General features: G+C 68.3%; 11 protein-coding genes. 4 read left to right on the top strand and 7 right to left on the bottom strand.

Features of this window, described 5'->3' with window-relative positions; translation table 11 throughout:
- Positions 1–14: 14 nt before the first annotated feature.
- From J4H86_RS24300 to rfbA, 3 genes are read right to left on the bottom strand one after another with little or no spacing between them, the layout of a single operon-like run.
- Positions 15–269: a hypothetical protein gene (locus J4H86_RS24300; RefSeq protein WP_236540650.1), complete on the bottom strand. Its 255-nt coding sequence runs from the start codon at positions 267–269 to the stop codon at positions 15–17.
- 19 nt (positions 270–288) lie between these two features.
- On the bottom strand, positions 289–1,299 hold the full coding sequence (locus J4H86_RS24295; RefSeq protein ID WP_236540649.1) for a dTDP-glucose 4,6-dehydratase: 1,011 nt from the start codon (positions 1,297–1,299) through the stop codon (positions 289–291).
- Between the two features lie 13 nt (positions 1,300–1,312).
- The gene (gene rfbA / locus J4H86_RS24290; protein ID WP_236540648.1) at positions 1,313–2,185 is read right to left on the bottom strand and encodes a glucose-1-phosphate thymidylyltransferase RfbA; all 873 of its coding nucleotides are present in this window, start codon (positions 2,183–2,185) and stop codon (positions 1,313–1,315) included.
- A 131-nt stretch (positions 2,186–2,316) separates the two neighbouring features.
- On the opposite strand from rfbA, the gene J4H86_RS24285 reads away from it, so the two are divergent.
- Positions 2,317–3,579, top strand: coding sequence for an activator-dependent family glycosyltransferase (locus tag J4H86_RS24285; RefSeq protein ID WP_236540647.1), 1,263 nt, complete (start codon positions 2,317–2,319; stop codon positions 3,577–3,579).
- Here J4H86_RS24285 and J4H86_RS24280 read toward each other — a convergent pair.
- From J4H86_RS24280 to J4H86_RS24265, 4 genes are all read right to left on the bottom strand, one after another.
- Positions 3,555–5,378 (bottom strand): fatty acyl-AMP ligase, encoded by a 1,824-nt coding sequence (locus J4H86_RS24280; protein WP_236540646.1) that lies wholly within the window; start codon positions 5,376–5,378, stop codon positions 3,555–3,557. The two genes, J4H86_RS24285 and J4H86_RS24280, sit on opposite strands and share 25 nt — an antisense overlap.
- 1,090 nt (positions 5,379–6,468) lie before the next feature.
- A complete protein-coding gene (locus J4H86_RS24275) occupies positions 6,469–7,989 on the bottom strand; it encodes an aromatic amino acid ammonia-lyase (RefSeq protein ID WP_236540645.1) in 1,521 nt (506 codons plus the stop codon).
- Positions 7,986–8,882, bottom strand: a complete 897-nt coding sequence (locus J4H86_RS24270) for a class I adenylate-forming enzyme family protein (protein WP_236540644.1) — start codon at positions 8,880–8,882, stop codon at positions 7,986–7,988. Before J4H86_RS24270 ends, J4H86_RS24275 begins: the two co-directional genes overlap by 4 nt.
- Before the next feature lie 276 nt (positions 8,883–9,158).
- Complete coding sequence (locus J4H86_RS24265) at positions 9,159–9,407, bottom strand: acyl carrier protein (RefSeq protein ID WP_236540643.1); 249 nt, start codon at positions 9,405–9,407, stop codon at positions 9,159–9,161.
- 632 nt (positions 9,408–10,039) lie between these two features.
- Between J4H86_RS24265 and J4H86_RS24260 the strand changes: the two genes are divergently transcribed.
- The 3 genes from J4H86_RS24260 to J4H86_RS24250 are packed head-to-tail and all read left to right on the top strand — an operon-like array spanning position 10,040 to position 13,324.
- Positions 10,040–10,705: an LmbU family transcriptional regulator gene (locus J4H86_RS24260; protein WP_236540642.1), complete on the top strand. Its 666-nt coding sequence runs from the start codon at positions 10,040–10,042 to the stop codon at positions 10,703–10,705.
- Between the two features lie 21 nt (positions 10,706–10,726).
- On the top strand, positions 10,727–11,839 hold the full coding sequence (locus tag J4H86_RS24255) for a DegT/DnrJ/EryC1/StrS family aminotransferase (RefSeq protein ID WP_236540641.1): 1,113 nt from the start codon (positions 10,727–10,729) through the stop codon (positions 11,837–11,839).
- Between the two features lie 3 nt (positions 11,840–11,842).
- Complete coding sequence (locus J4H86_RS24250) at positions 11,843–13,324, top strand: NDP-hexose 2,3-dehydratase family protein (protein WP_236540640.1); 1,482 nt, start codon at positions 11,843–11,845, stop codon at positions 13,322–13,324.
- Positions 13,325–13,341 lie beyond the last annotated feature (17 nt).

Here is a 13,341-nt window from a genome sequence, read left to right as displayed (position 1 = left end):
GGGCCTTCCCGCGCTCAGGAGTTCGTCGTTGGCTGCTCGGCCGCTCGCACCACGAACTCGGCGAGCTCGGCGAACTCCACGCCCTCGAAGTTGGGCAGCTCCTCCAGGACCGAGACGTCGAACGCCCGTTCCAGGTGCAGAAGCAGCCGGACGACGCTGAAGGAGTCCAGGTCGTGAATGTTCGTGGCCAGGTCACCGTCACCCGCGGTGTTCAGCGACTCCTTGACGAACTGCTCGATCTCCGCGAGTACCTCACTCTGGTCCGGCACGCGACTCACCTCATCCTCATCACGGGAGCCCCGGATCCGTCACGGGAACCCCACGACCGGCGCGCAGTGGCGACCACCAGTCCCTGTTCTCGAAATACCATCCGAAAGTGCGCTCCAGCCCGACGTCGAACGGAACTTCCACCCGAAAACCCAGTTCGGTTCTGATTTTCCGGGTGGCGAGCGAATATCGGAAGTCGTGCCCTTTCCTGTCGGGAACATAACACACCGATTCCCAGTCCTGCCCGGCGAGCCGTAGAATTCGCGCCGTCAGGTCCAGATTACTGGTCCGGAATCCGCTACCCAGGTGGTAGGTCTCGCCCGCTCTTCCTTTCTGGGCGACCAGGGCGACACCCTGACAGTGGTCGTGGACGTGCATCCATTCTCTGATATTGCGCCCGTCGCCGTACAGGGGAAGTTTCTCGCCTCGCAGCAGATTGGTGACGAACCGCGGGATGAGTTTCTCCGGGTGTTGGAAGGGCCCGTAGGTGTTGCAAGCGCGCACCGTCGACACCGGCAGCCCGTGGGTCACGTGCCATGCGCGCGCCACGAGTTCGGCCGCGCCCTTGGAGGCGGAGTACAGGGAGTTGGGCCTCTGGGGCGCGTCCTCGTCGGCCTCGCCTTCGGCGAGGGAGCCGCACACCTCGTCGGTGGAGACGAGCACGACCCGTTCCGCGCCCGCGGCGGCGGCGGCCTCGAACAGGACGTGGGACCCCATGACGTTGGTGTCCAGAAACCGTGTCCCATTCTCGATCGAGCGGTCCACGTGGCTCTCCGCCGCGAAGTGCACCACGATCCTCGACCCCGCGCAGGCCGCGCGGACCACGTCGGGATCGCGCACGTCGCCGTGGATGAACCGCACCCGCGGGTCCGCCAGGACCTCGACGACGCTGGACCGGTTTCCCGCGTACGTCAGCAGGTCCACGAGCACCAGCTCGGTCACGCCGGGGATCGCGGGGTCCCGCTCGTCCAGGATCCGGCGGACGAAGTTCGAACCCACGAAGCCGGCGCCACCGGTGACGACTATCCTCATCGCTCTCCCTCCATCACCCGAGTTCGGCGGCGACACTCATGACGTAGCGCCCGTACTCCGATCCGCGCATCGCCAGACCGAGTTCGTAGCACGCGTCGCTGTCGATGAACCCCATGCGGGCCGCGACCTCCTCCAGGCAGGCGACCCTGATCCCCTGCCGGTCGGCGATCATCTGCACGTACTGACTCGCGTCCTGCAACGACCGGTACGTGCCGGCGTCCAGCCAGGTGAATCCACGTCCCAGCGGCTCGAACCCGACCCGCCCCATCTCCAGGTAGACCTGGTTGACGTCCGTGATCTCCAGTTCTCCACGCGGGGACGGTTGTATCTGGCGGGCGATCTCCACGACGTCCGCGTCGTAGAAGTACAGTCCGGTGATCGCGTTGTTGGCCCGGGGCGCCTCGGGCTTCTCCTCGATCCGAACGAGTTCCTCGTTCTCGTCGACCTCTCCGACGGCGTAGCGCTCGGGGTCGGACACGGTGTGGCCGAACAGGAAACATCCGTCCAATTTCTCCCGCGCCTGACGCAGCGTCAGGCTGAAGCCTGGTCCGTGGAAGATGTTGTCGCCCAGGATGAGCGCCGAGCTGGAGCCGTCGACGTAGTCCGCCCCCACCCGATACGCGTCGGCGATGCCCCGCGGTTCCTCTTGGAGGGCGTAGCTGATGTCGATGCCGATGCGAGAACCGTCGCCCAGGGCCGCCTGAATCGGCGCCATTGAATCCGGCGAACATATTATGAGAACTTCCCTGATGTTCGCCAACATCAACACGGACAGTGGATAGTAGATCATCGGCTTGTCGAACACGGGTAACAGTTGTTTGGAAACGGTGGAGGTGACCGGCATTAATCGGGTCCCGCCACCACCGGCGAGTATGATCCCCTTCATGCACACCATCCGAGTCGGCAGTAATTCTTGACACCGCGATACAGTGAACCCTTCAGCGGGAATCGTGAATTCGAGAATACTCGGCGCGTCCGTAGACAGCAATGCGCGACCTCGAAACCGAAAGGCGGAAAATGCGTATATTGTTCGCGACGTACTCGGAGAAGTCCCATCTGTTCAGCATGGTTCCCCTGGCGTGGGCCTTTCGGGCCGCGGGGCACGAGGTCCGGATCGCGAGCAACCCGGAACTGGAGGGAGCGATCACCCGGACCGGCCTGACCGCGGTCCCGGTGGGGCACGACCACGACCTCTGGCGGGTACTCCAGACCGTCCTCGGCGCGACCCGCTGGGCCCAGGTCCCGCCGTTCGACGCCGCCGACGTTCCTTCCGAGGAGCTGACGTGGGAGCGGCTACGGGCCGGCTACGAGATGATCGTTCCGTGGTGGTTCCAGTTGATCAACGAGGCGATCGGCGGGGAGTTGATCGAGTTCTGCCGATCATGGGAACCGGATCTGGTGGTGTGGGAGCCGACCACCTACGTGGGTGCCGTCGCGGCTGAGGCGGTCGGTGTTCCCCACGTACGCACGACACTCGGGGTCGACGTCCACGGACGTCTCCGCGAGGAGTTCGTGCGACTGCGGGACGATCACGGACTCGGACCGAAGGACGACCCGTTGGCGTCCTGGCTCGCGCGGGTGGCCGACGCCGCGGGGGTCGAGTACACCGAGCGGCTCACACTCGGGTACGCGACCATCGACCAACTGCCGTCCGCGTTTCGGCTTCCCTCCGGGATCACCTACGTCCCGATGCGCTATGTCCCCTACAACGGGCCCTCGGCCGTCGACGCGTGGCTCCGCGAGCCGCCCTCCCGCCCACGTGTGGGGATCAGTCTGGGCCTCACCGCCTCCGACCGTGGCGCACGGATTCCCCTTCCGGTGCGGGAGATCGTCCGGGAACTGGCCGGTCTGGACGTGGAAGTCGTCGCGGCACCGGTCACCGACGGCACGGACATGCCGGTCAACGTGCGCTGCCGTGACTTCGTTCCGCTACACGCGCTCGCCCCCACCTGTGCGGTCATGGTGCACCACGCCGGCTTCGGCTCGACGGCCACCAGCTCGCTCTATCGCCTGCCCCAACTGGCGATCCCCTCCCAACTGGAGGCACCCAGCATGGCGCGCGTGCTCGACGCGCTGGGCGTGGGACTACGGATCGACCAGGAGGCGGCGACGCCGGGCCGGGTACGCGCCGAGGTCGAACGGCTTCTCACCGACCCCACCTTTGGCGCCGCCGCAGCGCGCCTCGGCGACGAGATGTCCGCCATGCCGACTCCCACCGACGTGGTTCCGGCACTTCTGGAGCTCGCCCGCCAGGGTCAGCGCAGCGCACCGGCCACATAGCGCTCCCGACAGGCGGCGCGCCTCGGCTTTCCACTCGTCGTCCGGGGGAGGCTGCCGGACCGAACGAGCACGACGTCCGCCACCGCGACGCCGTGCTCGCGGCGGACCGCACGGCGAACCGTGTCGATCGGTTCAGGGACCTCGGGACCGCCGACCGACCGGCGTCGTGTCTCCACCAGCACGACGACTCGAGGGTCAGGACGCCTCCCGCCCACGTACTCGGGTTCCACGGCGATGACGACGGCTCGGGTTCCGGGCAGCGCCTCCTCGACCGTGCCTTCGAGATCCTCGGGGAAGTGGTTCTCACCTCGCAGGATGATCGCGTCGTCGATTCGACCCGTGACGTAGAGGGCACCTTCGTGAACGAAGCCGGCGTCTCGGGTCCGGACCCATGGCCTCCCGTCGTCGTCCTCCCCCACCAGGCGGGCTGAGAATCGCTCCAGCGGGTCCTCCGCGGCGCCCCAGTACCCGTCCGAACAGTTCGGGCCGCGGACCCAGACCTCGCCCACGTGCCCGGGTGCCAGCACCCGACGCTGGTCGGGGTCCACGATCCGGATGTCCATCGCGGCGACGACCTCCCCGCAGCCGACGAGTCGGGTGGTGGGTCCGACCGCCCCCGCCGAGGGGGCCGGTGTCGCGACGCCGCGCACGAGTGCGGAGCGGTCGAAGGCGCGTGGCTGGTTCCCCGCGCCCCGTGGCGACACCGCGACAGTGAGCGTGGCCTCCGCGAGTCCATAGCTGGGGGCGAGAGCGGACGGATGGAACCCGGCCACCGAGAACCGGTCCGCGAAGACGTCCAGGGTCTCGGGGCGGACCATCTCGCCGCCGATGGCGAGGACGCTCAGGGAGTCGAGCGCGAGTGACGCGGCGCGTTTCGGGTCGACCGCGTCGACGCAGTACCGCAGGGCGAAGTTCGGCGCGACGGTCCAGTCCGCCCTCGTGTGGGAGATCATGGCCAACCACAGGAAGGGGTCACGCAGGAACTGCACGGGACTCATGTGCACCATGTGGACGCCCGCGGCCAACGGACTGACCACGCCGCAGATCAGCCCCATGTCGTGGAAGAGCGGCACCCAGGAGACCGCGGTCCGGGCGGGCATGAAGTGGCGCCGCAACTGCCATGCCGCCACGGCGAGGTTCCGGTGACTGATCCGCACACCCTCCGGCGCCCGCGTGGAGCCGGAGGTGTACTGCAGGTACGCGACGCGTCCCGGCGCGTAGTCGGGCCGGCGCCACGCCCCGGCCGCCGCGGTGTCCAGAGTGTCGACGTGCATGACCTCGGCCCGGGCGGCCGCGTCCTTCAACGCGACGCGCACGGGTCGGTCCAGGCGGGAGGTGGTCAACACGACGCCCGGGGCGCTGCCCCGAAGCACGGCCCGCAGCCGTGCCTGACCCCGAAAGAACTCCGGAGCGTGCAGCGGTACCCCCACCACGTCGGCGTAGAGGCAGGCGAGGAAGGCGACGATGTAGTGCTCGTCGTGCGCGCAGAGGATGGCGACCCGCGTCCCGGAGTCACACCGCTCCCGCAGCGCGACGGCCAGCGCTCGCACCCGTAGGTCCAGCGTCGCGTAGTCCAGGGTCCGCGCACCGCGTGTCAAGGCGTCGTCCTCGATGTCGGCGGCGGCGATCCCCCCGTCCAGCACCGTCAGCGCCGGCTGGTCCGGTCGTTCCCCCGCGATGCGCCGCACCACGTCAGGGAAGTACTCCAACGTCGCTGTGTGACCGGTCCGGGCCCCGACCGGCATCAGGTTCCCTGACGCGGGCGCGGTGGTGGGAGTGGGAAGTGGTTCGAAGAACATGGCGCTCCCGAATTGGCGGCGGGTCGGTCGTCAGACGGTGAAGGACGGCGAACAGAGAAGGCCGCGATCGGCCGGGCTCCTGGGATGGTCGATCGCCGTTCGCCCCGCTGGGGTGGATCGCGGCCAGCGGCTGGCTAGCGCCGGGGCGGGGCCTCCCACCCGACGCTCGACGCACGGGTCTGGTCCCGGTTCCACGCGAACGGTCCCCTGGAAGGGCCAGCGCGTCCACCAGGGACTGGGACGAGTGCGCGCCGCGGCCCCACGGCGCTCCGCGGACCTCGAGGACGGCCCGCACCCCGGCCCCCCTCGATGGCACGCGCACGTCGGACCGGCCCAGGGGCGCACCCGGTCGCCCCATCGAAGCCACGCTCCACCGAGGCCGCCGGGCCGTCGAACAGCGCCCTGGGGTCAACGGACGTTCTCTGTGCTCGACGGTCAGGGGAGGGTTCGGCGGAGACAGTTGCGTGCGCCTGGTCGGGAACGTCGGCTCGCGCATCCTGGACGCCACGGTCAAGCCCCCGCGCGGTGGGTGGTGGAGGGTGCCTCGACACCCGCGCCCACCACACCACGTCGCCCCCGGATCCCGGCCCGACAAGCACCGACCGGCGCCAGTCGCGCGGTGCTGCCACCTCATCGCCCCGCGGCCACGGGCCGGTGAGGAAGGGGCCACGCACCGGGGTGGCCACCGTGGCGTGACCAGCGGTGGCCGGCACGCCGCCTCGACACGACCACGGCCCCGCTGCGGTGGACCAGCCCCGCGCCCTCCCACCCCGGTCAGCGTGCCGCCCCTCAACGTCCGTCCCCGCGGGTCGAGGAGTGGCCGTCGGTGCGTGTGCCCGGTCGGTCGGCGGTGAACGTACCGCTGGGCACGCAGTGCGCATGGGCGGATCGCGGACACGACCCGCGATCGCGAGCGCGACACCCGACCGACGCCGATGACCGTTCGAGCGAGGAGCGGGCCGTCGCCGACACCAGCCTGCCAACCCGATCCAGGACCACACCGGGCGACGTCGCCACGGCCAGGCCCCCGCGCATTCGGTGGGGGCTCACTCCGAGTCACGCTCCACTGATCCATACGCCGATTGGATGGTCAGGGGTTCGATTCGTCGACCCACGTCTCAGCGGCTTGGCGCATGAGGCTGGCGGCGGCACGGACCTCGGCGGCGAGGGGGCGGTCGAGGTCCATGGGGGGCGACAGTTCCGCGAGAGCGGACCAAGGGTGAGGTGTGGGGAGGGGTGTGGGTACCAGCGCGGAGCCCTGGGCGACGGCGACCGCGAGCGACCCGACGATGAGCCAGGCGAGGTCGACGGCCTTGGTGACCGACGCCGCGCCGTTCAGGGCCATGGGGACGTGGTCCTGGTTGGCACCGTTGGTGGGGAGCGAGGTCAGGCTGGCGGGGTAGACGAGTTGGCGGATCCGGGACACGAAGGAGGTCGCGCTGAGTTGGACTCCGGCGACGCCGGTGGCGGCTCCCGGGTTCGGCGTGAGCATCGGCGCCATACCGCCGTTGGTGCCCGGCGAGCAGAGGAGTGCGAGCTGGCGCTCGGCGAGGTAGGCGACCTGGTGGAGGGCGAGTCCGGCTTGGTCGGAGCACAGGCCGACGGGTAGGGCGTGGAAGTTGCCACCGTGCAGGATCCGCCCCTCGTGACTGATCGGGTTGTCGGTGCAGCCCTCGGCCTCGCGCACCAGGATGTCCTCGGTGAGGGCCAACTGGTCCAGGACAGCGCCGATCACCTGGGGCGCGCATCGCAGACTGTAGGGCTCCTGGAGCGGTCGGTCGTGCCCGCGTTTGGCGTCCACTGGCAGGTCGTCGCGAATCCAGCGTGCCGCCGTCCGTTGTCCGGCCTGGCCTCGGGCGGTCGCGAAGGCGTCGTCGTAGGCCTCGGGGGTCGCCTGGAGCAGGCGGACGATCCGTGCGGTGAGGGCCGCGACGGCACGCGCGATCAGCAGGCTCTCTCGGTGGTTCACCAGGCTCACGGCAAGGCTGACACTGGAGCCGTTGACGAAGCCGAGGGCCTCTCGCGCCGGCCATCTCAGTGGGTGGTGCCCGAGGGCACGCAGGGCGTCCTGCGCCGGCTGGCGGGTCCACTGTCCTGTGTCGCCGCGAGTCCACGCCTCGCCGAAGCCGGTGAAGGCGAGGGCGGCGTGGGCGAGCGGCTGTAGGTCACCACTCGCGCTGACCGTGCCCTCCGACGGGATGACGGGGGTGAACCCGCGGTTCCACAGACCCGCGATCTGGTCCCAGAACTCCGGCTCCACCGCGGAGAACCCGCGACGCATGCTCTGCAACCGTAACCACAGCACGAGTCGACTCACCTGGGGGCTCAGCGGCTCACCCTGACCGGTTCCCAGGTGAGAGATCAGCCCCGTTCCCTGAGCCAGCCGCGACGCGGCCGCCTCGTACTCGACGAGGGCGCCGAAGCCGCGGGTCACCCCGTAGACCTGGTCGGTGGCGACGGTGTCGGCGAGCGTATGGACGCTGGCGCGCATCCCGGCGAGCTCCTCCGCCGAGCAGGGCGCTATCAGCGCGTCCTCCGCCGCATCGCGCAACAGACTCCCCACCCGCGCGCCCACGGTCTCACGCGTGGGGTGCGTCGTCGGCGTCTTCATTCGGTGACCTCCAGGGAGTGGGGGGAGCCAGGCTGTCGCTGTCGCGGTTTGCCGGAGTCCGACCGGTCGATACTCGGAACGAAGGTGATCTGGCGTGGCTGGAGTTGCCCCTGCGCCGCGGCGAGCCGGCCTCGCACGTCGTCCTCCCCGCGCACGCCGTCGGGCCCGGGGACGATGAGGAGCTCGATGTGCTCTCCGCTGACGTCGTGCGACATGGGCAGGCACGCCAGGTCCGCGCAGGGCAGCACCGACCGGAAATCCGACTCCACGACGTCGAGGTTGACGCGTCGACCGTTGACCTTGACCAGCCGTTCCCTTCGACCGGAGAAACGGAAGCGGCGGTCGCCGTCGGGGGTGACGTAGTCGCCCGTCTCCCAGAGATCCAGGCGGGCTCCCGACGCTCCGATCGCCAACCGGGGACTGCGGACGACCAATGGGGCCTCCCGTCCGTCCTCCGTGGTCTTCGCGTACTCCACGTCGGCGAAGAGGTTCCACGGTGGGTCGTCACGTTCTCTGGTTCTCCAGGCGATACCCCCGGTCTCCGTGGACCCGAAGATCTCGGTGAGCGACATCTTGTCCGGCCCCAGGCGACGTAGGAGTCGTTCGGCCGTCGGCGGAAGCATGGCGGTGCTGTGCAGCACCGATATGTGGCTCACCTGTTCGATCCACGCTCGTTGTCGGAGCAGGATGGAGTACGTCCACGGCACGGCCACGATGGTCCATCGCCTGCCGGCCGGCGCGGGCATATGCCCGAAGTATTGGGGCCGGTACCAGGCGGGGCGGCCGAGGCGCGCCGGCATGAGCAGTGTGGCCAGGGCCCCGTAGACGTGGCGGGGCGGAGCGAAGGACAGCACGGCGTCCGGCCGGTCTCGCCCCGCCAGGTCGGCCAACATGCCGGCCTCCCGCCACAGTTGGTCCCACGACCTACGCCACCGTTGGGACTCCCCGGTGCTCCCCGAGGTATGGAAATCAACCAGCGGGGGGAACCGCGCGGCGATTCGCTCAGCGGCGCCACTCTCGTGGTCCCAACGAACAGACCAGGGACGGTCATTGATTTCCGGGGCCGCTGTGCCATTACTCAGCAGCTCCTCGGGGGAGGTATCGAGAAAAGTCACGGTGCCGCCTCTGCTCAGTGATGGTTCGGGGATCCCCAGCGATGCCGAGACCAGCTAGTGGTCACCGTTGATCAACAAGTCGTGGAGGTCCTGAGGGGTGCGTACGTCGGCGAGCTTCTCGTCGGGGATCTCGATCCCGATCTCCCGCTGCAGATTGAACGCTATTTCCACCATGGTGAGGGAGTCGATATCCAGGTCCTCGACGAGAAGACTGTCTTTCCGGACCGAATCCCCCGAAACACCCGAGACTTCTTCGATCATCTTGACAACAGAATCAAAGTCGATATTCGCACGCTCTGGCATGGCAGCAATCTACGTCGCTCACCGCGACGAGGCCAGACACGGGAGACGAACAATACTATTCACCGCTCCAGAAAGACTTTCTCCGGTTTTTCGCGAACAGAACGCCCACCCGAGCGCGACCACGCTCTGTGTTCGCAATCGCGATCCCGTTACTCTGCGCATTGACCACCAGTCACACCATGTGCTGATCACGCCAAGCGAGCCCCCCGACAACCCGGACAGACCACCCACCCGAAGGGCGAATAAAAGGTGAAGACTGTCTCGCCGGCGGGACAGTCAGCAATACCCCAATTGCGCGGCGAGCCACGTCGATCAGCCACGACACACGGCAGGGCGGGTCACGCATTACACGGAGCCGAACCGCTGGCTAGGAGCTACTAAAGCATGGACATTCGAACGAAAAACAACGTCGGAGCCTATATCGATTGCCACCCGGACAATCCATCAGTGCAACACTTTCAGTGATCGAATGATTACAACACATAATCATTCGGCCGGAATTCACCTTTCCTCGCATGGACACAGCTCACTCGTTCGTGGACAATCATTCGAGCAGACACACGTGCCCCGCCCCCGCACAGTAAGGACACTGCGCACATGGCCTACCCGAGCATGGAAGGAACAGCCAGGTTATGACGGACCCCAGCTCCGTTGGAACCGATATCACCTACCCACCGATACCTCAACTGACCCATTCCGCCCAGCGTTCGTTCCTCCAGCTCCCTGCGGACCTGCTACTGGAGGAATGGGCCAAACTGGGCGAACAGATTTTCTTCGTCTGGGACGCCTCTGGCTGGTGGCTGGGAGATTGGCTGATGTATGGCCAGTCGAAATACCCGGATCGCTACCGCATCGCTCTGGAGGGGACGCCTTTAAGCTACCAAACATTAAGGAATTACGCGTGGGTCGCGCGGCATTTTCCGGTGAAACGACGTCGAAAGGACCTGAGCTTCCAGCACCACAGCGAGGTCGTTTCCCTCGCGCCCGAGGAACAGGACCAATGGCTGGATCGGGCCTCACGCTTCGGTTGGTCGCGGAACGAGTTACGGAGACGGCTCAAGGCCGCCGCGCAGAGCACAGCCCCGGCGCCGACGCCCGAGGCGCAGATACAGATGAAGGTGACGAGCGAACGCAAGACCCTGTGGGAGAAGGCGGCGGCGAGCGCGGGGCAGGACCTGGCGACCTGGATGGTTTCCGTCCTTGACGCGTCGGCGGGGGACAGCCTGGAGGGGCCGCCCGACAGCGACGTCGTTCCGGAGCTGTCCACCGATGGTTCCGCTCGCGACCAACTCGACTGACCGGCGTAGGTGGGAGTCATCATGACCGTCGATGTCTGGGGATACCTGGACGAGTACCACGAGGAACGCGCCGAGATCCTCGAAGCGGTGGACGAGGTCTTCGCTTCGGGACGCCTCATCCTGGGCGCTGAAGTCACCCGGTTCGAGAACGACTTCGCCGGCTACCACGACGTACCGCACTGTGTCAGTGTCGACAACGGGACCAACGCCATCGTCCTCGCCCTCCGCGCCCTCGGCGTCGGGCCTGGGGACGAGGTGATCACCGTCGCCAACACCGCGGCACCGACCGTCGTCGCGATCGACGCGGTGGGGGCAAAGGCGGTCTTCGCCGACGTCGATCCCGACACCTACCTGATGGATGTGGCGTCCCTCCCGGGCCTCATCTCCTCCCGGACGAGGTGTGTGCTGGTGGTGCACCTCTACGGGCAGTGTGTGGAGATGAAGCCCGTCCTGCGCGTGGCCCGCGCGAACGACCTGGTCGTGTTGGAGGACTGCGCCCAGTCGCACGGGGCGCGCCACCACGGGCGGACGTGCGGCACCATGGGGGACGCGGCGGCGTTCTCCTTCTATCCGACGAAGGTGCTCGGGGCCTACGGTGACGGCGGTGCGGTCCTCAGCGCGGACGCCACCACCGACGCCGCACTGCGCCGGCTTCGCTACTACGGCATGGAGGACCGCTACTTCGTGGAGCGTCTTCCCGGCCACAACAGTCGCCTTGACGAGGTGCAGGCGGCGATCCTGGTCCGCAAACTGCGTCGGCTCGACACCTACGTGGCGCGGCGTCGGCACATCGCCGAGCGCTACGCGGACGGACTCCGCGACACCGACCTGGTTCTGCCCACCGTCGCTCCCGGCAACGACCACGTGTACTACCTGTACGTGGTGCGCCACCCCGACCGCGACCGGATCATCGAGGAGATGGCCCGGCACTCGGTCCGCCTCAACGTCAGTTACCGCTGGCCCGTCCACACCATGACCGGGTTCCGCTCGTTGGGATACGGGGCGGGATCACTTCCCCGCACCGAGAAGGCCGCCGAGGGGATCTTCTCGTTGCCGATGTTCCCGTCGCTGACCGACGCCGCCCAGGACCGCGTCATCGAGGGACTCCGGAAGGTGCTGTCGGCGGGAGGGTAGACCATGCCGGGAGGACCTCCGAGCGGCCCGGCCGGCACCGGGCACCGCTCGCTTCCTTCGCGAGAGTTCGACACCGTCGAGCGCCTCACCCGGTCGGCCGAGGAACCCCTCGTCGACGGCGCGGAGTGGAGCTGGTTCCGCGCCTGGTGGAACGAGCGGCGCCGCGACGACCGAATGCTCGCACGTCCCGTCGCCTTCGACGCGCTCTCCACGTGGGGGTTCGACCGGGAGTCCGGGGACCTCGCCCACGACAGTGGGCGGTACTTCACCGTGACCGGCCTGCGCGTCCGTCGGCACGGCGTCACCGTGCGGGACCAGCCGATCCTGCACCAGCCGGAGACTGGGATCCTGGGATTCCTGGTTCAGGAGCGAGCTGGCGTACTGCGGGTGTTGGTGCAGGCGAAGGCTGAGCCCGGAAACATCGACGGCCCCCAGTTATCCCCCACCGTGCAGGCGACCGCGAGCAACCAGGCGCGGGTGCACGGCGGGAGCTCTCCTCCCTATCTGGAGTACTTCACCGACCCTCCGCGTGACGCGGTGCTGGCGGACTCCCTACAGTCCGAGCAGGGCATCTGGTTTTGGCAGAAGCAGAACCGCAACATGGTCGTCGAGGTCACCTCCTCGGTGCCGGAGCACGAGAGCTTCCGCTGGATCCCGCTGGCGCGTCTGCGCCGCCTCGTCGCCGCCGACCACCTCGTCAACATGGACGCGAGGTCGATCCTGGGGTGCCTCCCCTTCGCCCCCGCTCCACTCGCTGGGCCGGACACCCGACTGCCTGACAACGGGTTCCGAGCGGCGCTGCGGCGGTCCTACACCTCCCTCCCTGCCGACACGGACCGCACGGGTGGCCACGGGGAACTGCGGCGTTGGTTGACGGCGCTGCGCGCGGCCACCCCCTGGAGCGCGCGCCCGATCCCGCTGCGCCAGATCGACGGGTGGGAGCGCTCGGCGCTGGAGATCGTGGACGGCGCGCGACGCGACTTCCGGATCACGGCGGCGCGGGTCCACACCGCCTCCCGGGAGGTCGCCGCCTGGGGGCAGCCGCTGCTCGCCCCACGGGGCCAGGGGCACTGTGTGCTGGTGGTGATGATCGTCGAGGGTGTCCTGCGTCTGTTGGTGCGCGCCGCGCCGGAACCCGGGCTTCGGCACGTGGTGGAGGTGGCGCCCTCCATCCGTGTTCCCGGCGGGGTCGACCCCTGTGACCACGAGCCGTCGGCCGAGGTGCTGGCGGCGGCGGGGGCCTCGGGTGCGTCCAGGACGCGTCTGGACACCGTCCTCTCCGAGGAGGGGGGTCGATTCCTGCACGCGGACACGCGCTACCAGGTGGTGGAGGTCGACCCGGGGTCCCGACCGTCAGACGTCGACGCGCTGCCGCCCTCCTACCGCTGGGTGACGGTCGGGGAATTGCTCACCCTGGCTGAGCTCGGCCACCAACTCACGATCGAGACCCGAACCATGCTCGCCTGCCTGCACAGCCTCTGGTGACCCGTCCGGCAGGTGAG

The organism is Spiractinospora alimapuensis, assembly GCF_018437505.1.
Lineage (GTDB): Bacteria > Actinomycetota > Actinomycetes > Streptosporangiales > Streptosporangiaceae > Spiractinospora > Spiractinospora alimapuensis.
The sequence above is the reverse complement of the archived record's forward strand: the minus strand, read 5'-3'. Positions and strand labels throughout refer to the sequence as shown.